Here is a 24,816-nt window from a genome sequence, read left to right as displayed (position 1 = left end):
GGGGCTCCGCCTCCTTGAGCAGGGAGTATAGCCATGGCTTACATAGGTGTCGATCTTCATACGAATTCCTTCACGATCTGTCGGCGTGAGACGGACGGATCGGAAACATTCCAAACCTTTCAACTGTCCGCGCAGGCGCTTGAGCAGTTCTGTCAGAGCCTTGATGCGGATGACGAACTGGCGGTCGAGGCCACCGGCAACACGGCCTGGTTCTGCGGTGAGGTGGAACCCTGTGTCGGCCGGATCGTTGTGGTCAACCCGCGCCAGTTTAAAGTGATCCGCACATCGGTGAAGAAAACCGATCGCAACGATGCCCGCGCCCTGGCGTTTTTCCTGTCGAAGGACATGCTGCCGGAAACCCGGCTCAAGTCCACTCAGGAAAGCGAACTGGCCTCGCTGACCCGGACGCGTGACATGCTGGTCAAACAGCGCACCATGCTGCTGAACGGCATCCACGCGATGTTTGTCCGCCACGGCATGAAGCTGAAGAAGGAAGGGTTGTCCAGCAAGAAGCGCCTGCGCGACCTGGATCTCAGCCGCTTCACACCGCTTGAGCAGGTCGAACTGGCGGCATTGCGGGACCAGGCGCTCGGCCTGACCGAAACCCTGAGCCGTCTCGACAAGGCCATCGAGGAGGCCGCCTCGGCCATGAAAGGCTTTGAGGGGCTCACCAGCATCAAGGGGATCGGTGCGCGATCTGCCGCGGTCCTGCTGGCGGGGATCGGCAGGGTTGAAGACTTCTCCGACGCGGACAAGCTGGCCGCCTATGTCGGCATCGTGCCCAAGGTGAGCAACTCAAACGAAACCGAACATCACGGGCGGATCACGAAGCGCGGCAACAAGCTCATGCGCACCACGCTGGTGCAATGTACGCTCATCGCGATCCGCTATTCGGGATATCTCAACAGCCATTATCGGCGCATCAAGGAACGCCGTGGCGCGGGCAAGGCGATCATAGCCACTGCCCGCAAGCTGCTCAAGATCATCTATGACACGCTCAAGAACGGCTGGGTCTTCGACGATTTTGTCGAATTTAAAATCAAACAAAATCAATGTCATGCTTGACAATCATCATAGGAGAAAACATGTTTTCACGTCGTTTCATTCTGGGGGCGCTGAGTGCGGCCACCCTGGCAGGTCCCGCCTCGATGGCGGCTGCCGAAGAAATCTATATCCCGCTGGTGTCCAAAGGCTTCCAGCACCAGTTCTGGCAGGCGGTGAAGTCCGGGGCCGAGCAGGCAGCGGATGAGTTTGACGTCACCATCACCTTCGAAGGCCCTGACAACGAAACAATGGTGGACCGTCAGATCGACATGCTGGCTGCAGCCCTGGCCAACAACCCCAAGGCCATCGGCTTTGCCGCGCTGGACAGCCAGGCGGCGATCCCGCTGCTGAAACAGGCCAATGACAAAGGCATTCCGATCATTGCCTTCGACAGCGGCGTCGACAGCGACATCCCGCTTTCGACCGCAACCACGGATAACCTAGCAGCGGCCGGTCTGGCTGCGGACAAGATGGCCGAGAAGATCGGGGGCAAGGGCAAAGTCGCTGTTGTGGCGCATGACCAGACCAGCCGTACGGGGATCGACCGCCGCGACGGGTTCGTCAACCGTATCGCCGAGAAATATCCGGACATCGAAGTTGTCACGGTTCAATACGGTCAGGGCGATCACCTGAAATCGACCGAGGTGACCAAGGCAATCCTGACTGCAAACCCGGATCTGAATGGTATCTTCGGCACCAACGAAGGCTCGGCCATCGGTGTTGTGAATGGCGTTCAGGAACTGGGCACCGAAGGTCTGGTCATCATCGGCTATGACAGTGGCAAAGCACAGAAAGACGCGATCAAAAGCGGCCTGATGGCGGGTGCGATCACGCAGAACCCCGTTGGCATTGGCTATGAAACCGTAAAAGCCGCCGTTTCGGCCCTGAACGGTGAAGAAGTACCGACCCTGATCGACACGGGCTTCTACTACTACGATGCCTCGAATATCGACGACCCGAAAATCTCGGCGGTTCTGTACGACTAAGACCATCCACTCACGACGACCTGTCCGGCCTGCCCTTACTGGGTGGGCCGGATGCTTTAGAGATAGGTCGGGTCAACTAGTGGCCATGTGTCCTAGGCCTAAGGCGCAGGTCCGAGTGACTCGCGTATCTTTGTCGTGGCTTCGAGCTGTACACTTGACCCCGCATCCTCACCCTTGCGCAAGGCGACCAGCATACGAGCGGCCCCTTTACCCATATTGCGATGCGGAACATGAACCGTTGTTAGAGCTGGTGTTACGATCTCGGCTATTTCAATGTCATCAAACCCGGTGATGGACACATCTCGCGGCACTTCAAGGCCCATTTTCCGGGCCTGCCTGAGAGCACCAGCGGCAAGCACATCGTTGCCACACAGGATCGCAGTCGGTCTTGGGTCCAATTCCATCGCCGCCTCTAGGGCGCGGGCTCCGTTGTCGATCGAGTAGGGCGCTTCGATGACGTGCAAATTGCCGACATCAAGGTTCCGAGACAACATCGCTTGTTCCACGCCCTCACAGCGCAACCGAGCCCGGTCATTGCCGTCCCGCTCGGCTGTGACAAAGGCAATGGCGCGATGTCCCAGGTCGAGTACCTGTTCGGTCAGCGCGCGCATGGCGCTTCGGTTGTCGAACCCGATGGACAGGTGCGATTGGCTGGGATCATAAACCCAGGCGACCACACACGGGATCCGTTGTTTCTTAAGGAACTCGTAAACCTGTGGGGTCCGGTCAAAGCCAATCAGCAAAAGCGCATCCGCACCGCGTGCCACAAGGCTGCGGATCTGCTCTTCCTCAAGCTCAGGGTTATATGAAGAGCTGGCGACAAGGAGGGTTATGCCATGCCTCTGAAGCTCTTCCTGAAACGCTTGGAGGCCACGTGCGAAGATGGCGTTTTCCATCGTCGGGATAATTGCGCCAAAGGTTCTGGTGCGCTTGGCGGCAAGGGCTTGAGCCCCGAAATTCGGTGTATAGCCAAGTGTTTTAACCGCGCTGAGGACCCGCTCGCGCGTTTTCTCGGATACCATTTTGGGATTGTTGAGGCACCTCGAAACCGTGGCCGTCGAAACGCCTGCACGTTGCGCAACGTCTTCCAGCGTTGGTGACGTCCGGCTTGGCTCGTCTGGAAAAGGTGCCTTCGTCATCTACTTAAATACACTCGTGGTCTTGGCGCTCCATTTGCGCCCTTCGGAATGCGGGGTCAACTGGCGTGCCCTTCTAGGTACAGTGTAAGCGCTTGCAATGCAAAATGTAAGCGCTTACAGTGGCTTCGAATCGGAGAGGAGGGGGTTTGGCAATGTTCATATTTGCGGCCATTGCGCTTTTTCTGGCGTTCCTGATCAACGTCGTCGCGGGCGCATTTGGCTACGGCCAGTTCCTGGGCGACGTAGGAGAGATGGTGTTGCTCTTCGCGGCATCGCTCGCATTCGTTGTCGTCACGCTAAGGAAAGAGGCGGCTGCACAATCAAAAAAACAATAAATGACATGACCCATAGGGAGGAAAACATGGATCGTGAAAAGCAGGAATTGGCTTCGGCTTCACGCCGGAACTTCTTGAAGCTGGCTGGAAGCGGTAGCTTTACCGCAGCGTTGGTTGCAGGGGCTGCGGGGACCTTGTGGTCTAGCGAGGCTGCGGCACAAACCGCCAAGGAAGAGCGTGAACGCGAGGATGCAGCGGAATTCACGATGACCCTTGCGACAGCCTATGTCCTGGGTGCGTCGCGCAGCTATCCGATTATGCAGCTGGACCTGAAGGAAAACATCCAGAACGCCACCAATGGCAAGGTCTATGTCAAGCTGGCACCGGGTGGTCAGCTCGGGGCCGGTGGCGCCTTGGTGCAGGCGGTGCAGGCTGGCACCATCCAATGCGCGCAGCATTCCCTGTCGAATTTCGCGCCCTATGCGAGCGCGGCTGACCTGATCAACATGCCCTATTTCTGCGGCTCGAACCAGCGCTTCACCAACCTTGTGACCTCGGATGCGTGGAAAGCCGAAGTTCACCCCAAGATCGAAGCCGCAGGTTTCAAGGCGCTTTTCTACATCAATATCGACCCACGTGTTGTGGCCGTGCGCAAGGGCGGAAACGCCGTGATCACGCCCGGCGACATGGCAGGGGTCAAGTTCCGCGTGCCCGGCTCGAAGATGCTGCAGCAATACTATCGCATGGTCGGCGCGAACCCGACGCCGGTGGCTTGGGGCGAAACGCCTTCGGCGATCAAACAGGGCGTTGCGGATGCTCTCGACCCGTCGGTTGGTGCGCTCTTTGTGTTTGGTTTCAAGGACATCCTGAGCCATGTCACCTTTACACAGGCGGTGCCGGACAGCCAGATTTACTCGATGAATCTGGAATGGTTCAACTCGCTACCGGCAGATGTGCAGGAAGGCATCGAGTTCGCGGGCGAGCTGACCTCGCATCAGAACCTGGCCAAAGTTCCATCTGCGCGCACCTACGCAATGGCGGAATTGCGCAAAGCGGGTGTCGAGTTCCACAGCCTCAGCGAGGATCAGCTGGCGGAATGGAAAGCCGCTGGTGGGTACCAATTGTCCGATTGGGACGAGTTCAAGGTCGAGCTCGCCGGTTCCATGGACAACTTTGCCAAGCTGGAAGAAGCGGCTGGCACAAAAGGGCGCTACTACGTCCACGATGCTTGATACGCCTCGTCGCGTTTCAGGGGCGGCATGGTGACTGGCCGCCCCAAAAATCTGACGACAACTTGGAAATCCGGCTGCCGGCTGCCCTTGAGGTGCCGGTGAACGGGAGGATTGCATGCAACGAATACTGCAAGAACTGAACCGGAATGCCGAGCGCTGGCTGCTGCTCGTGTTCTACACGATGCTGGTGGCGACGATGTTCATCGAAGTGCTTCGGCGCGAGTTGTTGTCCTATTCCTCGATCTGGGGTGAGGAAATCGTCCGTTACTCGTTCATCTACCTCGCCTGGATCGGCGCGGCCGCTGCGGTTCGTGAACGCGGACATATCCGCATTGACGTGATCATGCACTACGTCAGCCCGCGGATTAAGGCGCTCCTCTATCTCTTTGGCGATTTTGTGATGGTCGCTGTGTCAGTCGTGGCGCTCTACTACTCGTATGAAACAGTCCACGTTTCCGCAAAATTTGGATCTGTGACAGACGGTCTGCGCATCAGCCGCGTCTGGTTCCTGATGGCCGTTCCAATTGGTTTCGCACTGGTTCTGCTTCGCCTCTTCCAATCCATCCTCCGCGACATCGCGGACCTTCGTGCGGGTCGCCCCGTCTACGAAGGTGACAAACTGTTCGACTGAGGGGGCTGGACATGCTTTGGAACCAACTCGATCAATCCGTTATCCTCGGCTGGGATTTTTATGGCCCGGTCATCCTGTTCGTCGTCCTTGTCGCACTTGCCGTTCCCGTCTGGGCCGCCATCGGTTCCGCCGCGATCCTGATGCTTGTCTGGTCAGGGGCTCTGCCTTTGAGCCTCGTCGGGGAAAAGTTGTTCTCTGGCATCGACTTTTTCGCGCTGACGGCTGTGCCGCTGTTTATCTTAACGGGCGACGTCCTAGTCAGAACGGGGCTCAGTCGAAAATTTCTTGATGTGGCTGAGGCTCTAACACAATTCGCCAAGGGCGGCTTTGGATCAGCCACGGTGCTTGTCTGCGGTATGTTCGCCGCGATTTCGGGCTCGGACGCCGCAGGGGCAGCAGCTGTTGGCCGCATGACGATCGACCGACTGGTCGAATCCGGCTATCCCCGGCCATATGCTTGCGCACTAGTTGCGGCGGGTGCCTGTACCGGCATCCTGATCCCGCCATCGATCGCCTATATCATCATCGGCCTTGTTCTGGGCATTTCTGCCTCGACACTGTTCCTGGCCGCTCTGATCCCCGGCATCGCGATCCTTCTGTCCATTCTTGCCACCAACATCATCATGAACCGCCTCAAGGGCTGGGAAGGTGGCGGCAACATCAGCATGGGAGAATACTTCTCGCGGCTAGGCAAAGCCCTGAAGTCAGGTTGGTATGCCTTCCTGGTGCCCGGCATCATCTTCTACGGCATCTTTTCGGGTCGATTGACGCCGACCGAAGCAGGCGCTACAGCCGTGGTGGTGACGATCGTCATGGGGTTCATCCTGCGCACTCTGAGCCTGAGCGATTTTCCAGCGATGCTGGTTAGTTCAGCCAAGGTGAACGGGGTCATTCTGCCGATCATCGCCTTTTCGGCTCCCTTGGCCGAAGCACTGGCCATCATTGGCGTCCCGCAAGGCTTTGTGGCAGCCGCCACCTCTGTCAGTGACGAACCGCTTGTCCTTATCCTGATGATGGTCGGCATCCTGATCGCAGCGGGCTGCGTGATGGAGACGACGCCGAACATCGTGATCCTCGCGCCGATCCTTAAGCCTCTGGCAGATGACATCGGCATGAACGAGATCCAGTTCTGCATCATGATGATCACAGCTTTGGGCGTTGGTTTTATCACGCCACCCTTGGGGCTAAACCTTTTCGTGGTCGCAGGGATAACGGGCGAGTCGATCCTGAAGATCGCTTATCGCGCCATTCCGTTCGTCCTGTTCATGCTGATCGTCACCCTGTTCATCGCTTACGTGCCGACGATCTCGACCGTTCTTCTGCCAGATATTTACAAATAGGAAGCAATCAATGCCGAGAGAATATCTCAAAAAAGCGACGCTGACCTCGAAAAGCGATGCTTCGGAAACCAAGAAAATCGTCCGCAACATTCTTGATGAAATCGAGGCCGGCGGGGATGAGGCAGCCATGGCCTACGCCCGGAAGTTTGACAATTACGATGGTGAAATCCTGTTGTCACCTGAGGCCATCGAGGCTGCGTCGGCCCTCGTGCCCGAAAAGCTGAAGCAGGACATACAGTTCAGCCACGCCAACGTTAAGAAGTTCGCTGAGGCGCAGTTGGGCACGGTCAAGGACTTTGAAACCGAGGTCGTGCCGGGCTTTATCGCCGGTCAGAAGGCGATCCCGGTGGATGCCGCAGGCTGCTATGTGCCCGGCGGGCGGTATAGCCATATCGCAAGCGCGATCATGACCGTCACCACGGCAAAAGTCGCTGGGTGTAAGCACATCGTCGCGTGTTCTCCACCACGCCCCGACGTAGGTATCGCGCCTGCCATCATCTATGCGGCGCATACCTGTGGTGCAGATAAAATCTTGGCCATGGGCGGTGTTCAGGGCGTTGCGGCGATGACGTTTGGCCTATTCGGCTTACCCAAGGCCAATATTCTCGTGGGTCCGGGAAACCAGTTTGTGGCTGAGGCGAAGCGGATGCTGTTCGGCCGTGTCGGCATCGACATGATTGCTGGCCCGACCGACAGCCTGATCCTGGCCGACAAAACAGCCGATCCGATGGTGGTTGCAGCCGATCTCGTGGGTCAGGCCGAGCATGGTTATAACTCGCCGGTCTGGCTGGTCACCGATGACCGTGCCCTGGCCGAAGAAGTCATGCGCCTGGTGCCAGAGCTGATTGCCGATCTACCGGAAGTGAACCGCGACAATGCCACCGCCGCCTGGCGCGATTACGCAGAGGTAATCCTTTGCGCGGATCGTGAGGAAATGGCCGCAACTTCCGATGCTTATGCACCCGAACACCTGACGGTTCAGGCGGAAGATCTGGAGTGGTGGCTGGATCGCCTCAGTTGCTATGGCTCGCTGTTCTTGGGCGAGGAAACCACCGTGGCCTTTGGCGACAAGGCGGCGGGAACGAACCATGTGCTTCCGACCTCTGGGGCGGCCAGCTACACAGGTGGCCTGAGTGTGCACAAGTACATGAAAATCGTGACCTGGCAGCGCGCGACCCGTGAAGGTGCCAAGCCCGTCGCTGAAGCGACCGCACGGATTGCACGACTCGAGGGCATGGAGGGCCACGCACGCACCGCCGACATCCGCCTGAAGAAATACTTCCCGGACGAAGAATTCAACCTGACGGCGCAAGGCTAGAACACTTGTCTTCCTCTCGATTATTCAGCGTTGATGGCCACGTGGCCGTTGTGACCGGGGCCAGTTCAGGCCTCGGTCAACAAGCGGCAACGATCTTGGCGAAATCCGGTGCAAAGGTGGTGGGCGTCGCCCGCCGCGCCGAAGCCTTGGCAAGCTGGGCGGACCAGATGGGCGGAAACGTTGCCGTCCTCGCTGGCGATGTGGCCGATCTTGAAAACCAACCGGAGCTGGTGCGCGAAATAGCTGCTCCGTTCGGCGCGCCGGATATTCTTGTTCATGCTGCGGGTCTCAACCCAAGATTGCCAGCCGAGGACCTGTCACCAGAAATTTGGAACGCGACCCTCGCGGTCAACTTGTCTGCCCCCTTCTTCCTGAGCCAGGCTTTTGTTCCGGCCATGAAGGAAGAAGGCTGGGGGCGGATCGTCAACTTTGCCTCGCTACAATCCTTCCGCGCCTTTCCAAACGGACTTCCCTATGGCGCTTCAAAGGGTGGCGTGGCCCAGATGACCCGCGACATGGCCGAGGCGTGGTCGTCTGCGGGGATCAACACAAATGCGATTGGCCCGGGCTTTTTTGAGACCGAACTGACTGCGGCGGTCTTTGCTGATCCCGAACGTGCCGAACGAAACGCGGCTCAAACTTGCATTGGCCGCAACGGGGCGCTCGGAGATCTCGATGGGCCTTTGCTCTTTCTGTGTTCAGAAGCCTCTCGCTACGTGACCGGCCAACTCCTGATGCTGGATGGAGGGTTCACCGCCAAATGAAAGCTCTTGTTTATACCGACGTTCAGGCCCTGTCTTACGAAGAGACCAGGGACCCAACCCCACAGCTGGGCGAGGCGCTGATCCGGGTGGAAAGCGTGGGCATCTGTGGCTCTGACATGCATGCCTATCTGGGTCACGACAACCGCCGCCCGGCCCCTCTTATCCTTGGGCACGAGGCGGCTGGCATCATCGTTGACGGACCCCGCGCAGGTGAGCGTGTGACGATCAACCCTCTGGTCAATTGCGGTGCCTGTCCGGCCTGTGTTTCCGGACGTGAAAACCTGTGTCCGACGCGGCAGATCATCTCGATGCCCCCGCGCGAGGGCGCTTTCGCCGAGCTTGTGCGGATCCCCGAAGCCAATCTGGTCACAGTGCCTGACGATGTTTCACTGGCCAAAGCGGCACTGGCCGAACCCATCGCCGTCGGCTGGCATGCGGCCCGGCTTGGCGTTGAGGCGCTGCATCCATCGGAACCGCGCCAAGCGCTTGTCATTGGTGGCGGCGCAATTGGAGTGGCCGCCGCTTTGTCTCTTCAAGCGATGGACTTTGAGGAAGTTGTAATCGTCGAGAGAAATGACCTCCGCCGAGAATACCTCGCCGCCACCTGCGGAATGCAGGTCGCCAAAGAGGTTCAGGGCGAATTCCCTGTTGTTGTCGACGCTGTCGGATTTGCGGCGACAAGAGCGGCTGCTTCTGCAGCTGCCAAGCCCGGAGGTGTGGTTCTGCACATCGGCCTGGGTGAAGACACAGGCGGTTTGGATGTTCGTCGCATGACGCTGCAGGAAATCACCTTCATCGGCACCTACACCTATACCGCACAGGATTTCCGCGACACCGCCGCAGCCATGTTCGAGGGCAGGCTGGGCGCGCTGGACTGGGTGGAAAGCCGTCCGTTGTCAGATGGCGCGCATGCTTTCGAGGACATTCTGGCAGGGCACGTTGCGGCCCCGAAAATCATTCTAAAACCTGATGCCTGAGGAGGGGGTATGAATGATTTGTGATCGGCCAAACGCCCTGAATCTGTTAGAGGATTCGGGGAGGCGGATAGGTCTCAGGCTGAATTGTGTCTTAGGGCATTGTGACCCTGTTGAGGAGCTTAGCTTTCGCCTGTTTCCGAACAGCCCCCATAGGGCCCGGTTTTGGCCGGTGATCCTGCATAGGAGCTTGGTTTGGCCGTTCACGCCCCATTGGGGGCTCCGCCTCCTTGAGCAGGGAGTATAGCCATGGCTTACATAGGTGTCGATCTTCATACGAATTCCTTCACGATCTGTCGGCGTGAGACGGACGGATCGGAAACATTCCAAACCTTTCATCTGTCCGCGCAGGCGCTTGAGCGGTTCTGTCAGAGCCTTGATGCGGATGACGAACTGGCGGTCGAGGCCACCGGCAACACGGCCTGGTTCTGCGGTGAGGTGGAACCCTGTGTCGGCCGGATCGTTGTGGTCAACCCGCGCCAGTTTAAAGTGATCCGCACATCGGTGAAAAAGACCGACAAGAACGATGCGCGCGCTTTGGCCTTCTTCCTGTCGAAGGACATGCTGCCGGAAACCCGGCTCAAGTCCACTCAGGAAAGCGAACTGGCCTCGCTGACCCGGACGCGTGACATGCTGGTCAAACAGCGCACCATGCTGCTGAACGGCATCCACGCGATGTTTGTCCGTCACGGCATGAAGCTGAAGAAGGAAGGGTTGTCCAGCAAGAAGCGCCTGCGCGACCTGGATCTCAGCCGCTTCACACCGCTTGAGCAGGTCGAACTGGCGGCATTGCGGGACCAGGCGCTCGGCCTGACCGAGACCCTGAACCGTATCTACAAGGCCATCGAGGAGGCCGCCTCGGCCATGAAAGGCTTTGAGGGGCTCACCAGCATCAAGGGGATCGGTGCGCGATCTGCCGCGGTCCTGCTGGCGGGGATCGGCAGGGTTGAAGACTTCTCCGACGCGGACAAGCTGGCCGCCTATGTCGGCATCGTGCCCAAGGTGAGTAACTCGAACGAAACCGAACATCACGGGCGGATCACGAAGCGCGGCAACAAGCTCATGCGCACCACGCTGGTGCAATGTACGCTCATCGCGATCCGCTATTCGGGATATCTCAACAGTTATTATCGGCGCATCAAGGAACGCCGTGGCGCGGGCAAGGCGATCATAGCCACGGCCCGCAAGCTGCTCAAGATCATCTATGACACGCTCAAGAACGGCTGGGTCTTCGACGATTTTGCCGAATTTAAAATCAAACAAAATCAATGCCCTGCTTGACAATCATCATAGGAGACTACAAATGGCTGAAATCCCCCACTTGCTCGTCCACGAACATGCTGACAATGTCGGTGTTGTCGTGGTCGAGGGCCTGACGGCCGGCACCGATATGCTGGTCTGCGTAACCCATGACAATTCGACCTTCCGTCTGACATCGGGCGCTGATGTGCCGATCGGCCACAAGATCGCGCTGAAAGACTTCAAGGACGGCGATACCGCGATCAAATACGGCGAGGACATCGGCAAGATCATCGCCGACATCCCCAAGGGCGGTCACGTCCACACTCACAACTGCAAAACAAAGCGCTGGTAAGGAGTCCTCTTCATGGCACTCGATTTCAAAAATATGTCTGTGCATGCTTACCGTCGTGAGAATGGCCGTGTCGGCGTTCGAAACCACGTGGTTATCCTGCCGGTCGACGATATCTCGAACGCGGCGTGCGAAGCCGTTGCGAACAATGTCAAAGGCACACTCGCGATCCCGCATGCCTATGGCCGCCTGCAGTTTGGCGCGGATCTAGAGCTTCACTTCCGAACCATGATTGGCACCGGGGCGAACCCCAATGTGGCGGCAGTTGTCGTGATCGGCATTGAGCCCGGTTGGACCAAACGGATTGCCGATGGCATTCGCGAAACCGGTAAACCGGTGGCCGAATTCTCGATTGAGCAGAAAGGGGATTTTGAAACCATACGCCAAGCCAGCTGGGCCGCGAAGGAATTCGTGCATCTGACCTCGGAATACCAGCGCGAAGAATGCGCGCTGAACGAACTATGGATCTCAACCAAATGCGGTGAGTCCGACACCACCACTGGCTTGGGGTCCTGCCCGACGGTTGGCAATATGTACGACAAGCTGCTGCCCGAGGGCATCACCGGCTTTTTCGGTGAGACTTCGGAGATTACGGGCGCTGAGCACATCTGCCAGAAACGCGCAATTAACGAAGAAGTGGGTGAGCGTTGGTACAAGATGTGGAAAGCCTATCAGGACGACGTGATCTTCGCGCATCAAACTGATGACCTTTCGGACTCCCAGCCGACCAAAGGTAACATCGAAGGCGGCCTGACCACGATTGAGGAAAAAGCCTTGGGCAACCTCGAGAAGATCGGTCGGACCTCGCAATACATCGACATCCTCGATGCCGCCGAAGCGCCAAGCTCAGGCGCGGGGCTGTACTTCATGGACAGTTCCTCGGCCGCGGCGGAGTGTGTGACTCTAATGGCGGCCGGTGGCGCTGTCATCCACACCTTCCCCACGGGTCAAGGCAATGTGGTGGGCAACCCGATTGTTCCGGTTATCAAGATCACCGCGAACCCTCGGACCGTGCGTACGATGGGCGAGCACGTGGACGTCGACGTGTCGGGTATCCTGCGCAGGGAACAGACCATTGACGAAGCGGGCGATGTACTGATCGACATGATCCGCCGCACTGCCAACGGCCGCAACACAGCCGCCGAAGCGCTTGGCCATCGCGAGTTTTCGATGACCAAGCTCTATCGCAGCGCCTAAGTCGGACAGGGGCGGCCCAAAGGTGCCGCCCCGCCACAAAAACAACACCATGGAACACGCGGAAAACATCAGCCTTTCCGAGGCTAAGGCCCTCATTTCAGGTGCATTGATGGCTCAGGGGGTTTCCAAGGAACACTCTGAATCCGTCGCCAATGCACTGGTGGCCGCAGAAGCCGAAGGCCAGGCAGGTCACGGGTTGTCGCGCCTTGGGGACTATGTCGCGCAGGTACGTAGCGGAAAGATAAACCGGGACGCAAACATTACTTCTCTCCTGACCAGTCAAACTGCGATTTCCACGGACGCCGATTTTGGTTTTGCATACCCGGCACTGGATCATGCGATTTCACAGGGCATCAGCGTGGCCCGTTCATACGGCACGGCCACGATGTCGGTCAAAAATTCACATCATGCGGGGACGTTGTCGGTGCAGGTCGAAAGGCTCGCTGCTGAGGGTCTTGTCGGCTTGATGTTTGCCAATGCCCCTCCGGCAATCGCACCCTGGGGCGCCGCGAGCCCGGTTTTTGGCACCAACCCCATCGCCTTTGCAGCTCCGCGGCGCAATGCGCCGCCACTGGTGATTGATCTGGCGCTTTCGAATGTTGCGCGCGGCAAGGTCATGCATGCTAAAAAGACAGGCCAGCCCATCCCTCCGGACTGGGCCTTTGACAAAGACGGCAAGCCCACGACCGACCCAGCCGCCGCATTGGCTGGTTCCATGGCCCCAGCCGGAGGGGCAAAGGGTACCGCGCTTGCCTTGATGGTTGAGGTTCTCGCGTCGGTTTTCACCGGTGCAAACCCCAGCTATGGCGTGGCTTCTTTTTTTGACGCAGAGGGGCCTTCTCCGGGATCCGGGCAGTTCCTGATTGCCATGAGCCCAAGCAATCTGGACGCCTTCACGGAACGTCTCGAAATGGTGCTGACGGCCATCGACAGCCTCGAAGGCGCGCGGCTTCCGGGGGATCGGAGGGCAAACTTGATCAGCCACGCGCAGGTGCACGGTATAACGGTTCACGCTCAATATCTTGATCTGGCTCGCGAGTTCGCGCGTGCAAATGTCTGAGGCCGCCAAGATGATCGTTTCCCGCGGCACGGTCGCCACAAACGCCCCCTAAATCGACAAAGGAACTGACTATGTACAAGCACATTCTCATCCCGGTCGCTCTGGACCATGAAGGCGTCGTCGCCAACAAAATCGCCGCTGGCCGGCGTTTGCTTGCCGAAGAGGGTCGGATGACCTTGTTGACAGTGCTGGAAGACATACCCGGTTTCGTCGCCGAATTCGTGGAGTCGAAACCCGAGAACCACCTGACAGCACGTATCAAGGACGAACTGGATCGCCTTGCGAGCGGCGCGGACGACATCTCGACCGAAGTTATCACTGGCAAGCCGGGCCTGAAGGTCGCGGAGTATGCCCGCGAAAGCAATGTTGATTTGGTTATTGTCGGATCTCACAAGCCTGGCGTTCGGGATTATCTTCTGGGCTCAACGGCGTCGCGTATTTCGCGCCGCGCGCCGTGTTCCGTCTTCATCCTTCGATGAGAGGCAAGGGGCCTCAGACCCTCAAAAGACCCGGTACTGGCCGCCCGGACAAAGAGACTCGGCTGTTGCTTGGCCAGAGCGACGGAACAAACCTGAGCGAGCAGCCCTATGATCGGCGCCGCTTGTCTTATGCGTCCACATTCAGCAACCCGGTACAGCGATGGGCGATCAAAGCTATTGAGCTGACTACAAGCAAATTCCATTTGTTGCGTCGCATCCGAAAATTCGAGGCAATGGGCGTGCCCGTTGGGCAACCCTTCTGGGGGCAGGCCCTTGAGGTGATGGGCATCGCGCTGCAAACACCCGATGAAGAAATTCGTCAAATCCCGAGCAAAGGGACCGTGGTGGTTGTCGCCAATCACCCGCACGGACTTGTCGACGGCATGATCCTGGCCGAACTGATCGGTCAGGTCCGAACCGACTATAAAATTCTAACGCGATCTCTGCTGACGGGTGTCGTTGAGATTGACCAGTTCATGATCCCGGTCCCCTTTGATCATGAACCCGACGCTCTTGAAAAGAGCCTGGAAATGCGCCGAAAAGCTATGGAGCATCTTGCGAACGGAGGGTTAATCGCATTGTTCCCTTCCGGGGTTGTTGCCTCGTCGGACAGTTGGTGGGGGCCTGCGGTCGAACGCGAATGGAATCCCTTTACAGCCAAGTTCCTGACTTCCGACCTTTTTGTTGATCTGACTGGGTTTTTGGTTTGTTTTCAGGTGTGGTTGCTCAGAGGCGCGTTGTAGTGCCCCATTATTATAAAAAGTATTGCCATGGGCCTTCAGATGGCTAACCTCTTCGCCCATGTTCATCCGCACCAAACATGACGCAAAGCTCAACCGCACACGGATCCAGATCGTTGAATCCGTCCGCACCGGCTCCAAGGTACGCCAGAAGATCCTGCGCCATGTGGGTGTGGCCCATAACGACAGCGAGATTGAGGATATCAAGCGTCTGGCGGGCCGCTTGATGGAGCAATTACGCATTGATCGCTCGCCGCAAATGGAACTGTTCACGCCCACGGAATATGCCGATCTGCAGGCGCTGGTGCGCCGCGCTCCGCGGCCGGACAAGCTTGGCGTTGATCTTGCCGAGTGCCGTGAGGAGGCGCGGGTCTCTCTGGGTCTGCGGGATGTCATGGGGACGATGTATGACCAACTGGGTTGGGGGGCCCTTCTGGGGGCGGCGCGTAAAAGTGCCAATCGCATTGTGAAAGAGCTGGTTATGGCGCGGATCGCACAGCCCGAGAGCAAGCGCGCGACCGTGGAGGCGTTGGAGAACCAGGCAGGCATCACGCTCAATCTGGACGTGGTCTATCGGAGCATGGATTACATCAATACGCCGGTGATAGACGGGATTTGCAAAACCTCTCACGCGGCGGCAGAGAAGTTGCTGGGCGGGCCAGTGACCGTGCTGTTCTACGATTGCACGACCCTGGCCTTTGACACCGAGCGCGAGGACCCGGCCGAGGATGCGGACGGGGTCGAGCAGGATCATCTTCTGGCCAAGGGCTTCAGCAAGGATGGCAAGCATCACCGCGCTCAGGTCATGCTGGCGCTGATCGTCACCTCCGATGGGCTGCCTGTGGGCTATGAACTCTTCCCGGGAAACACCTGGGAAGGTCATACGCTGGAAGCTGCGCTGAAGGCGTTGGAGGGACGCTTCGACGTGGCCAGGGTCACGTTCGTGGCCGATGCCGCCATGCTCAGCAAGGACAACCAGCAGATGTTGCAGAACAAGGGTCTGCCCTACATCCTCGGCTATCGCATGAAGTCCGCCCCGGCCGCCGTGAAGGCGAACATTTTGAGCCCGGAGGGACGCCAGCCTTGGGCTGGACACGGTTCTGAAGAGGCAACCGAGAAGGGCTGGTACAAGGTGATCGACCAGGAGGGAGCGCGGGTCATTGTGACCTGGTCACCCACCCGGGCACGCAATGATGCCCACAAGCGCGACAAGGCAATCGAAAAGCTGCACAAGAAGCTCAAGCGCTCTCGCAAACCCGGCAGCTTCAGCAGCCGGGGATATGGCCGCTTCCTGGCCTTCCCCGACAGCGGGGACGTCACGCTGGATGATGCAAAGATCAAGGCAGCGGCACAATGGGACGGGCTGCATGCCATTGTTGTTCATGGTGCGGACGAACTGGAGGCACAGGACGTCATTGCCCGCTATCACCAGTTGTGGGAGATCGAAGCCTGCTTCCGCACCAACAAGCACGATCTGAAAATCCGGCCCATCTATCACTGGTCGCCGCGTCGGGTCCGGGCCCATATCGCCATCTGCTACATGGCCTTCTGCTGCCTGCAGCACCTGCGCAAGCATCTGGACCTGCTCGGACACCCGATGAGCCCGGCTCGTATCCGCAACGAGTTGAACGCATTGCAGCTCTCGATCCTGCGCCACAAAGGCACCCCTGACCGCTACGGCATGCCAAGCCATGCCACGGTCGATGCCAGACGCATCCTCACCTGCGTCGGCCTGACCTGGAACGAAGCCCCTTTCAAGATACCCCCCGGGCGCACCCGAAAAACTGGCCAGACCAAAGCCTGAGCTCCCTCAACACTCCGAAACAATCGCTGGCGAAAAAAGTCCGTGTAGTGCCTTTTGGCAACCAAGGCATAATAATATCAATGACTTATACGAAAAAATGTCGGAAGTCAGGAGACCCTCAAAAGACCCGGTACTGGCCGCCCGGACAAAGAGACTCGGCTGTTGCTTGGCCAGAGCGACGGAACAAACCTGAGCGAGCAGCCCTATGATCGGCGCCGCTTGTCTTATGCGTCCACATTCAGCGATGGGCGATCAAAGCTATTGAGCTGACTACAAGCAAATTCCATTTGTTGCGTCGCATCCGAAAATTCGAGGCAATGGGCGTGCCCGTTGGGCAACCCTTCTGGGGGCAGGCCCTTGAGGTGATGGGCATCGCGCTGCAAACACCCGATGAAGAAATTCGTCAAATCCCGAGCAAAGGGACCGTGGTGGTTGTCGCCAATCACCCGCACGGACTTGTCGACGGCATGATCCTGGCCGAACTGATCGGTCAGGTCCGAACCGACTATAAAATTCTAACGCGATCTCTGCTGACGGGTGTCGTTGAGATTGACCAGTTCATGATCCCGGTCCCCTTTGATCATGAACCCGACGCTCTTGAAAAGAGCCTGGAAATGCGCCGAAAAGCTATGGAGCATCTTGCGAACGGAGGGTTAATCGCATTGTTCCCTTCCGGGGTTGTTGCCTCGTCGGACAGTTGGTGGGGGCCTGCGGTCGAACGCGAATGGAATCCCTTTACAGCCAAGTTGATCCAGCGCTCTGGGGCCACAGTTGTCCCCATTCACTTTCCCGGACGCAACAGTCGCGCATATCAAATCGCCAGCAATGTCTCCGCCACGCTGCGCCAAGGGTTGCTTTTGTACGAAGTGCGGCATGCCTTGGATAAACCCCAGCGCCCGATCGTCGGTGACCCTATCGAGAGAGACGAGATTGAAAAACGGGCCGGCAATCCACGGGACCTACTCAACTTTCTAAGAAGGCACACTGTCTCTTTGACCAGTCGGCGTTGATCTCCCTTAGGGCCAATCAAAAAGAGAGCGACTTGGGTAGGCGAGACTGTTTAGTGCATACAACTATTGCTCATCGCACCTTGCACACAGCGTTCGGTTCATGGGCTTGGAAGACATACAGTTTGTTCTGCATTGTGGTCTGCGCTTTTGCCGCAAACACAGCTTCAAATAGAAAGAATATCGACTGCGCAGACCATTCGAGTGTAGAAAAGCGTGCAATTTTGACCCCCTAAGCGGGGAAATCGGCGTCCAAATTTGACCCCTCCCTATGGTTGTAGACATCCTTTTCATTGAGCAGTCGATGGAGAGGCAAGCGGGATGATTTGCGTGGAAACTATTAGAAAAGTGCGTCGCTTACACCTGATCGAAAAAAAGAGCATCAAGGAAATTTGCCGTTCGCTCAATTTGAGCCGTGCAACGGTTCGAAAGATAATCCGATCGGGAGTGACGGAGTTCAAATATGAGCGCAAATCGCAGCCATACCCGGTGCTCGGGCCTTGGCGCGCGCGTCTGGATGAAACGCTTGAGGAGAACGAGGCGCTTCCGAAGAAACACCGCAAGCGGATGACCAAAATCTGGAAGGAACTCTCCGATGATGGTTTTGGCGGCGGGTATGACAGTGTTCGACGCTACACAAAGAATTGGCGCATTGCGCACGGCCGACAACAGGCGCAGGCGTTCATCCCGCTGATCTTTGATCCTGGGGAGGCGTACCAGTTCGACTGGAGTGTGGAGACGGTTTTGATGGACGGTGCACTCACGACCGTGAAGGTTGCCCATTTCAAACTTTGCCATAGCCGCATGCCATTCTCCATTGCCTATCCGCGCGAGACGCAGGAGATGGTCTTTGATGCCCACGACGAGGCCTTCAAATTCTTTGGTGGAGGCTGCATCAACGGGATCTACGATAACATGACGACCGCCGTCGATGCGATCCTGTCGGGCAAGGAAAGAAAGTTCAACAAGGCATTCTCCCGGATGTGTTCTCATCATCTGGTGAACCCGATCGCCTGTACGCGCGCGGCCGGTTGGGAGAAGGGTCAGGTTGAGAATCTGGTCAAGGAGAGCCGCGCCTATAGTTTTACACCGCGTCTGGAGGTGGCCGACTTCGATGAATTGAATGCCCGGCTGCAAAAAGACGCGATCAAACGCGCAAAAGAACTGCGGCATCCGGAAAACCTGGAGGTGACGGTCTGGGAGGAGTTCCAGCAGGAAAAGCCGCTGCTGACGCATCTGCAGAAGCCCTTCGTCGGGTTCCGTGAAAAGACGGTCGCCGTGAGCCGAACCTGCCTGATCAACTTCGAAAGAAACAAATACAGCGTTGAGGCAAGAGCTGTTGGACGTCAGGTCCAGTTGCAGGTCTACGCCACGCGGATTGTCCTGCGCCAAGACGGTGAGATTGTCGGAGAGCACGAACGGTGCTTCGGCCGAGGAAAAACGATCTTCAACCCTTGGCACTATGTGCCCGTCCTCAAGCGCAAGCCTGGCGCTCTGCGCAATGGAGCACCGTTCCGTGACTGGGACCTACCACCGGCAATGACGCAGATCTGGACCCATCTGCGGGGCACATCCGACGGAGACCGGCAACTTGCCGATATTCTTTTCGCTGCTTACCAGCACGACATTGATGTGGTCGAGGCTGCCTGCGAAGAAGCTCTAAAATCTGGCCTGCGCAAGGCCGATGCGATCCTGAACATTGTCTCTCGGCGCACCAATCCCCCGCCGCCAAAGGCGATTGAGCCGCCTGCCCACCTGCAGCTGAAAATGGCACCGATCGCGGATTGCGCTCGCTATGACAGGCTTGGAGGCTCCCATGCAACTGCGTAAGGAAATTCTCGAACTTGCCCGTCAACTGAAGTTGCCAGGCATCGTCAACTGCTTTGACGAAGTGATGCAGGCCGCAGCCAAAAACAACTGGCGGCCCCAACAGGTCGTGGCCGAACTCCTCACGGCCGAACTGGCCGAAAAGACTGCGCGCTCGATCCGGTATCAGATGGGTGCCGCAAAGTTCCCGGTCTGCAAGTCCTTACCTGAGTTCGACTTCACGGTCAGCCCCGTCAACGAGGAAGTCGTGCGCAATCTTCATGACGGCGATTTTATGGACCAGGCCAGGAATGGCGTGCTGGTCGGTGGAACCGGATCGGGCAAAACGCATCTCGCAACAGCGATCGGGGGCCACGCGGTCAATAACCGCCGGCGGGTCAGGTTCTTCAGCGCTGTGGATCTCGCGAACAAGCTGGAGGCTGAACATCGCGAAGGCAACGCCGGGCGGCTCAGCGAGCAGCTGATCCGCGTCGACCTCGTGATTATAGACGAACTCGGTTATCTGCCGTTCGCAGAGTCTGGTGGACGATTACTCTTCCATCTCATCAGCAAACTGTACGAGCGAACGTCTATTCTGCTAACAACCAACCTCGCATTTGCTGAATGGCCGAGTGTGTTCACAGATGCCAAAATGACCACTGCTCTCCTGGATCGACTGACACACCATTGCGATATCATCGAAACCGGGAACGAAAGCTGGCGAATTAACCACCGCGACTAACCTCGAAATCGGGGAATAAATTCAAAACAGACAGCAGGTCAAACCTTCAGTCGAGCTACGCTCTCTTTTCGGTTTGACCTGCTGTCCACCCCCTCCTGAATCAACCTAAACACGACCCCCTCAACGCCCCTCTTAGCTCCAAGGGGGGTCAAATTTGGACGCCGATGGGGGGTCATTATTCAATGCCGATTGACAGGCAAAATGCACCGTGGCTGCGGCCTCGCGGTTGGCATTGCCCGCCTCAAGCAGTTTAGAAGTTTGAGCCTGCAATTCCGCCCGATCCTCAGCCGACAAGTTCGGCAGAGTTGCAACGAATTCCAGCGTTTCGGGATCCTCGGGAGCCAGCGCAAAGGCGGCGCGGCCATGGGTCAGCGCCTCAGACATGCGCCCCAAACCTACCAGACCCTTGGCCAGTCGTAGCTGACCGTAGTGGAATTTCGGGTGCTTCTCGGCCACGGCCAACAGGACGTCGATGGCCTGATCCCACTGGTGCATCTCATCCAGAATATCGGCCTTCAGGCAATGGGCCTGTAGATTGCCGTTTTGATGGCGCAGAACCTCATCAACATCCACCAACGCCTCGCTCAGTTGACGTCCCTGCAACAGGGCCATGGCGCGCACATAGCGTTGCGGCGGGGTCAGCGGGGCCTTGGCCGCAACTTTATTCATCAGGGTCAGCGCCTTCCCAGCATCGCCGCCCTGAACAAGGCTCAGCCCGAAATTCTGGATCAGGTCGGGGTTCTCCGGCTCCATCTTCCAGGCGCGCTCCAGATGGGTCTGTGCCTGTTTGAAGTCCCCCTGGTGAATGCACGCAAGACCTGCCATCTGCGGAAACGCGGGCATTTTGGGCCATTTCTTCCCGGCCTTGACTGCACGCTTCAGCGCCCTGTCCGCGCGCCCGGTCTTGAGCATTTCACTGATGGTGGCAATCTCGGCCCTCAGCTGGTCGGCTTTCTGCATCTGACTGCCCTTCTTCTATTTTAACGCCCGAGAACTATCTTATCCGTGCTAGTTTATATCGCTGTGCGCGTCCACCTGTGATCGGATCGTCAACCATCCTAGATACAGCCTGCGACGCTGCAGCCTCTGGAACTTTCTGCACAAGCAGCGTAAATAGAGCACTGCGCGAAACAATTGGAGCCTCGCATCCATGAAAGAACACCGTGGCCGCCTGACCAAGGACGGTATCCGCATTTACGAACAAGGTGACTTTGCCGGCATGCATGCGGCAGGGGCTTTGGCTGCGCGGATACTGGATGACATCGCGCAACATGTCTTCCCCGGCCAAACCACCGGTGCGATCGACGGGATCATCACCCAGATGGTCGAGGACGCAGGAGCGACTTCGGCGACGATTGGCTACAAGGGCTATCAACACGCCAGCTGCATTAGCGTGAACCACGTGGTCTGCCACGGTATTCCCGGTGAGAAAAAGCTCAAGGATGGGGATATCCTGAACATAGACGTGACCGTCATCGTGGACGGCTGGTTCGGTGATACCTCGCGGATGTATGTCGCAGGCAAACTGCCGCGAAAAGCCGAGCGTCTGATTCAGGTCACCCATGACGCGCTTTTCAAGGGCATCGAGATGGTCAAGCCGGGCAACACGTTCGGCGATATCGGCCATGCGATCCAGTCCTATGTCGAAGCGCACCGTATGAGTGTTGTTCGCGATTTCTGTGGCCACGGGCTTTGTCGAGTGTTCCACGCGCCACCAAACGTGCTGCACTATGGCCGCCCCGGAACCGGCTCCGTTCTGGAAGAAGGGATGTTCTTTACCATCGAACCGATGGTCAATTTGGGGCGTCCCGAGACCAAAACGCTGGCCGATGACTGGACAGCTGTGACCCGCGACAAGTCGCTCTCGGCACAGTTCGAACATTCGGTCGGTGTAACCGCAAATGGGGTTGAGCTCTTTACCCTGTCACCCGGCGGCAAGTTCCATCCGACCTATTCTTCGTGATCGGCAGCCTGATCCCGTAGCACTTTCAGCAGCATCGTCTCAGCCCCCCACGGCGTGATCGCGTCGTGGATTAACACCGGCGCGCGTGCAGGTTTGCGCGGCGGGCCGGTTTCTGTGTCAGTGTCCTGAGCCAAACCCCAGAACAAGGGCGGTAGGGCGCGGTCCATACCAGAAGCCTAGCACAAACCGGTCCGCGCCTCAAAACCGGATCACGAAGGCGTACAGCTACCCCTGTCAAATCGCTGTGAAGTGCCTTTGATCATCATGTCATATTCGAGACTCACAAGATCAACGGCAAAATTGACGACCTGACCATCCTGAATCAGCAAAAACGTCAGGTTGTCCAAACCCGGCAGAATGTCCGCCTCGCCCTTCATCTCTCCGACAGTGATATGCCCTTTGTTGGATCCGCCCGAACGCGCCAGCGTCACGCTTGATTGACCCACAGACGAGGTGCAATTGACCATAAATTCATTCGCATCGAGTTTTGTTTGCCCTGCAACAACAGGGGAGGAGCCCAGCACGATGGCCGAGGTCAGGGCAGCTCTGAAAAGCATAGAGAGTCCTTTAAGGGTTGTTCCGCGTTTCCACGGCGCGTAGAGGCAAAATTGGCCGCAATTTTGGCGGAGATACGTCAAATTGCTGGCCACCTCAATTCAACTTAAAAACGAATTAGGGCGGTCAGGATCAACCCATATGATCAAGTGATTGAAGCATCAGCGAGATATGCGTGTCGCCGTATTTTCGACTGTCCAACAACTGGAATCCATCCGGTACCTGCATCGGGGCGTTTTCTTCCCCTGACTTCCGACCTTTTTGTTGATCTGACTGGGTTTTTGGTTTGTTTTCAGGTGTGGTTGCTCAGAGGCGCGTTGTAGTGCCCCATTATTATAAAAAGTATTGCCATGGGCCTTCAGATGGCTAACCTCTTCGCCCATGTTCATCCGCACCAAACATGACGCAAAGCTCAACCGCACACGGATCCAGATCGTTGAATCCGTCCGCACCGGCTCCAAGGTACGCCAGAAGATCCTGCGCCATGTGGGTGTGGCCCATAACGACAGCGAGATTGAGGATATCAAGCGTCTGGCGGGCCGCTTGATGGAGCAATTACGCATTGATCGCTCGCCGCAAATGGAACTGTTCACGCCCACGGAATATGCCGATCTGCAGGCGCTGGTGCGCCGCGCTCCGCGGCCGGACAAGCTTGGCGTTGATCTTGCCGAGTGCCGTGAGGAGGCGCGGGTCTCTCTGGGTCTGCGGGATGTCATGGGGACGATGTATGACCAACTGGGTTGGGGGGCCCTTCTGGGGGCGGCGCGTAAAAGTGCCAATCGCATTGTGAAAGAGCTGGTTATGGCGCGGATCGCACAGCCCGAGAGCAAGCGCGCGACCGTGGAGGCGTTGGAGAACCAGGCAGGCATCACGCTCAATCTGGACGTGGTCTATCGGAGCATGGATTACATCAATACGCCGGTGATAGACGGGATTTGCAAAACCTCTCACGCGGCGGCAGAGAAGTTGCTGGGCGGGCCAGTGACCGTGCTGTTCTACGATTGCACGACCCTGGCCTTTGACACCGAGCGCGAGGACCCGGCCGAGGATGCGGACGGGGTCGAGCAGGATCATCTTCTGGCCAAGGGCTTCAGCAAGGATGGCAAGCATCACCGCGCTCAGGTCATGCTGGCGCTGATCGTCACCTCCGATGGGCTGCCTGTGGGCTACGAACTCTTCCCGGGAAACACCTGGGAAGGTCATACGCTGGAAGCTGCGCTGAAGGCGTTGGAGGGACGCTTCGACGTGGCCAGGGTCACGTTCGTGGCCGATGCCGCCATGCTCAGCAAGGACAACCAGCAGATGTTGCAGAACAAGGGTCTGCCCTACATCCTCGGCTATCGCATGAAGTCCGCCCCGGCCGCCGTGAAGGCGAACATTTTGAGCCCGGAGGGACGCCAGCCTTGGGCTGGACACGGTTCTGAAGAGGCAACCGAGAAGGGCTGGTACAAGGTGATCGACCAGGAGGGAGCGCGGGTCATTGTGACCTGGTCACCCACCCGGGCACGCAATGATGCCCACAAGCGCGACAAGGCAATCGAAAAGCTGCACAAGAAGCTCAAGCGCTCTCGCAAACCCGGCAGCTTCAGCAGCCGGGGATATGGCCGCTTCCTGGCCTTCCCCGACAGCGGGGACGTCACGCTGGATGATGCAAAGATCAAGGCAGCGGCACAATGGGACGGGCTGCATGCCATTGTTGTTCATGGTGCGGACGAACTGGAGGCACAGGACGTCATTGCCCGCTATCACCAGTTGTGGGAGATCGAAGCCTGCTTCCGCACCAACAAGCACGATCTGAAAATCCGGCCCATCTATCACTGGTCGCCGCGTCGGGTCCGGGCCCATATCGCCATCTGCTACATGGCCTTCTGCTGCCTGCAGCACCTGCGCAAGCATCTGGACCTGCTCGGACACCCGATGAGCCCGGCTCGTATCCGCAACGAGTTGAACGCATTGCAGCTCTCGATCCTGCGCCACAAAGGCACCCCTGACCGCTACGGCATGCCAAGCCATGCCACGGTCGATGCCAGACGCATCCTCACCTGCGTCGGCCTGACCTGGAACGAAGCCCCTTTCAAGATACCCCCCGGGCGCACCCGAAAAACTGGCCAGACCAAAGCCTGAGCTCCCTCAACACTCCGAAACAATCGCTGGCGAAAAAAGTCCGTG

The 24,816-nt window shown here is 57.9% G+C and carries 26 protein-coding genes; 20 read left to right on the top strand and 6 right to left on the bottom strand.

Annotated features, from left to right (window positions below):
• Positions 1–33: 33 nt before the first annotated feature.
• On the top strand, positions 34–1,065 hold the full coding sequence (locus ACOERD_RS24525) for an IS110 family transposase (protein WP_419737763.1): 1,032 nt from the start codon (positions 34–36) through the stop codon (positions 1,063–1,065).
• Positions 1,066–1,085: 20 nt separating this feature from the next.
• Positions 1,086–2,030 carry an ABC transporter substrate-binding protein gene (locus ACOERD_RS24520; protein ID WP_170689178.1) on the top strand — a complete coding sequence of 315 codons (945 nt, stop codon included), beginning with the start codon at positions 1,086–1,088 and terminating at the stop codon, positions 2,028–2,030.
• A 98-nt stretch (positions 2,031–2,128) separates the two neighbouring features.
• Here ACOERD_RS24520 and ACOERD_RS24515 read toward each other — a convergent pair whose 3' ends face one another.
• On the bottom strand, positions 2,129–3,169 hold the full coding sequence (locus ACOERD_RS24515; RefSeq protein ID WP_419740785.1) for a LacI family DNA-binding transcriptional regulator: 1,041 nt from the start codon (positions 3,167–3,169) through the stop codon (positions 2,129–2,131).
• 152 nt (positions 3,170–3,321) lie between these two features.
• Between ACOERD_RS24515 and ACOERD_RS24510 the strand changes: the two genes are divergently transcribed.
• The 12 genes from ACOERD_RS24510 to ACOERD_RS24455 all read left to right on the top strand — a co-directional run bounded on the left by ACOERD_RS24510 (position 3,322) and on the right by ACOERD_RS24455 (position 14,030).
• Positions 3,322–3,504, top strand: a complete 183-nt coding sequence (locus ACOERD_RS24510) for a hypothetical protein (RefSeq protein ID WP_170467628.1) — start codon at positions 3,322–3,324, stop codon at positions 3,502–3,504.
• A 26-nt stretch (positions 3,505–3,530) separates the two neighbouring features.
• Positions 3,531–4,676: a TRAP transporter substrate-binding protein gene (locus ACOERD_RS24505; RefSeq protein ID WP_170467626.1), complete on the top strand. Its 1,146-nt coding sequence runs from the start codon at positions 3,531–3,533 to the stop codon at positions 4,674–4,676.
• A 115-nt stretch (positions 4,677–4,791) separates the two neighbouring features.
• Positions 4,792–5,307 (top strand): TRAP transporter small permease, encoded by a 516-nt coding sequence (locus tag ACOERD_RS24500; RefSeq protein ID WP_170378174.1) that lies wholly within the window; start codon positions 4,792–4,794, stop codon positions 5,305–5,307.
• An 11-nt stretch (positions 5,308–5,318) separates the two neighbouring features.
• Positions 5,319–6,647: a TRAP transporter large permease gene (locus ACOERD_RS24495; protein ID WP_170643943.1), complete on the top strand. Its 1,329-nt coding sequence runs from the start codon at positions 5,319–5,321 to the stop codon at positions 6,645–6,647.
• A 10-nt stretch (positions 6,648–6,657) separates the two neighbouring features.
• Positions 6,658–7,965 (top strand): histidinol dehydrogenase, encoded by a 1,308-nt coding sequence (hisD, locus tag ACOERD_RS24490; RefSeq protein WP_419740784.1) that lies wholly within the window; start codon positions 6,658–6,660, stop codon positions 7,963–7,965.
• A gap of 41 nt (positions 7,966–8,006) precedes the next feature.
• A complete protein-coding gene (locus tag ACOERD_RS24485; RefSeq protein ID WP_419740783.1) occupies positions 8,007–8,729 on the top strand; it encodes an SDR family NAD(P)-dependent oxidoreductase in 723 nt (240 codons plus the stop codon).
• Entirely contained in the window at positions 8,726–9,706 is a 981-nt protein-coding gene (locus ACOERD_RS24480; protein ID WP_419740782.1) for a zinc-dependent alcohol dehydrogenase, read from the top strand. The genes ACOERD_RS24485 and ACOERD_RS24480 overlap by 4 nt, the downstream gene beginning before the upstream one ends.
• Before the next feature lie 246 nt (positions 9,707–9,952).
• Positions 9,953–10,984: an IS110 family transposase gene (locus ACOERD_RS24475; RefSeq protein ID WP_419740781.1), complete on the top strand. Its 1,032-nt coding sequence runs from the start codon at positions 9,953–9,955 to the stop codon at positions 10,982–10,984.
• Between the two features lie 22 nt (positions 10,985–11,006).
• Positions 11,007–11,297, top strand: a complete 291-nt coding sequence (locus ACOERD_RS24470) for a UxaA family hydrolase (RefSeq protein WP_170378184.1) — start codon at positions 11,007–11,009, stop codon at positions 11,295–11,297.
• 12 nt (positions 11,298–11,309) lie between these two features.
• Positions 11,310–12,491 carry a UxaA family hydrolase gene (locus tag ACOERD_RS24465; protein WP_419740780.1) on the top strand — a complete coding sequence of 394 codons (1,182 nt, stop codon included), beginning with the start codon at positions 11,310–11,312 and terminating at the stop codon, positions 12,489–12,491.
• 49 nt (positions 12,492–12,540) lie between these two features.
• Entirely contained in the window at positions 12,541–13,551 is a 1,011-nt protein-coding gene (locus ACOERD_RS24460) for an Ldh family oxidoreductase (RefSeq protein ID WP_419740779.1), read from the top strand.
• 71 nt (positions 13,552–13,622) lie between these two features.
• Entirely contained in the window at positions 13,623–14,030 is a 408-nt protein-coding gene (locus tag ACOERD_RS24455; RefSeq protein ID WP_419740778.1) for a universal stress protein, read from the top strand.
• Positions 14,031–14,599: 569 nt separating this feature from the next.
• On the opposite strand, the gene ACOERD_RS24450 is transcribed toward ACOERD_RS24455, so the two are convergent.
• Complete coding sequence (locus ACOERD_RS24450) at positions 14,600–14,839, bottom strand: hypothetical protein (RefSeq protein WP_419740777.1); 240 nt, start codon at positions 14,837–14,839, stop codon at positions 14,600–14,602.
• On the opposite strand from ACOERD_RS24450, the gene ACOERD_RS24445 reads away from it, so the two are divergent.
• The 4 genes from ACOERD_RS24445 to istB all read left to right on the top strand — a co-directional run bounded on the left by ACOERD_RS24445 (position 14,832) and on the right by istB (position 20,129).
• A complete protein-coding gene (locus ACOERD_RS24445) occupies positions 14,832–16,574 on the top strand; it encodes an IS1634 family transposase (protein WP_419737624.1) in 1,743 nt (580 codons plus the stop codon). The genes ACOERD_RS24450 and ACOERD_RS24445 overlap by 8 nt on opposite strands.
• Before the next feature lie 287 nt (positions 16,575–16,861).
• Positions 16,862–17,584 carry a lysophospholipid acyltransferase family protein gene (locus tag ACOERD_RS24440; RefSeq protein ID WP_419740776.1) on the top strand — a complete coding sequence of 241 codons (723 nt, stop codon included), beginning with the start codon at positions 16,862–16,864 and terminating at the stop codon, positions 17,582–17,584.
• Between the two features lie 318 nt (positions 17,585–17,902).
• Positions 17,903–19,411: an IS21 family transposase gene (gene istA, locus ACOERD_RS24435; RefSeq protein ID WP_419737605.1), complete on the top strand. Its 1,509-nt coding sequence runs from the start codon at positions 17,903–17,905 to the stop codon at positions 19,409–19,411.
• A complete protein-coding gene (istB, locus tag ACOERD_RS24430) occupies positions 19,398–20,129 on the top strand; it encodes an IS21-like element helper ATPase IstB (RefSeq protein ID WP_419737606.1) in 732 nt (243 codons plus the stop codon). The genes istA and istB overlap by 14 nt, the downstream gene beginning before the upstream one ends.
• Positions 20,130–20,261: 132 nt before the next feature.
• On the opposite strand, the gene ACOERD_RS24425 is transcribed toward istB, so the two are convergent.
• Entirely contained in the window at positions 20,262–21,089 is an 828-nt protein-coding gene (locus tag ACOERD_RS24425; RefSeq protein WP_419740775.1) for a tetratricopeptide repeat protein, read from the bottom strand.
• A gap of 190 nt (positions 21,090–21,279) precedes the next feature.
• On the opposite strand from ACOERD_RS24425, the gene map reads away from it, so the two are divergent.
• Complete coding sequence (map, locus tag ACOERD_RS24420; protein ID WP_419740774.1) at positions 21,280–22,092, top strand: type I methionyl aminopeptidase; 813 nt, start codon at positions 21,280–21,282, stop codon at positions 22,090–22,092.
• Here the strand turns inward: map and ACOERD_RS24415 are convergent.
• From ACOERD_RS24415 to ACOERD_RS24405, 3 genes are all read right to left on the bottom strand, one after another.
• Positions 22,080–22,259, bottom strand: a complete 180-nt coding sequence (locus ACOERD_RS24415; protein ID WP_419740772.1) for a hypothetical protein — start codon at positions 22,257–22,259, stop codon at positions 22,080–22,082. The two genes, map and ACOERD_RS24415, sit on opposite strands and share 13 nt — an antisense overlap.
• A 42-nt stretch (positions 22,260–22,301) precedes the next feature.
• On the bottom strand, positions 22,302–22,730 hold the full coding sequence (locus ACOERD_RS24410; RefSeq protein WP_419740771.1) for a hypothetical protein: 429 nt from the start codon (positions 22,728–22,730) through the stop codon (positions 22,302–22,304).
• Between the two features lie 78 nt (positions 22,731–22,808).
• Complete coding sequence (locus ACOERD_RS24405) at positions 22,809–23,036, bottom strand: hypothetical protein (protein ID WP_419740773.1); 228 nt, start codon at positions 23,034–23,036, stop codon at positions 22,809–22,811.
• Between ACOERD_RS24405 and ACOERD_RS24400 the strand changes: the two genes are divergently transcribed.
• Positions 23,029–24,771 carry an IS1634 family transposase gene (locus tag ACOERD_RS24400; protein ID WP_419737624.1) on the top strand — a complete coding sequence of 581 codons (1,743 nt, stop codon included), beginning with the start codon at positions 23,029–23,031 and terminating at the stop codon, positions 24,769–24,771. The genes ACOERD_RS24405 and ACOERD_RS24400 overlap by 8 nt on opposite strands.
• Positions 24,772–24,816: the final 45 nt, after the last annotated feature.

The sequence above is a fragment of the Ruegeria sp. genome (genome assembly GCF_965199275.1).
GTDB lineage: Bacteria > Pseudomonadota > Alphaproteobacteria > Rhodobacterales > Rhodobacteraceae > Ruegeria.
Note: the sequence above shows the minus strand (reverse complement) of the source record. Positions and strands in the feature narration are given on the sequence as shown.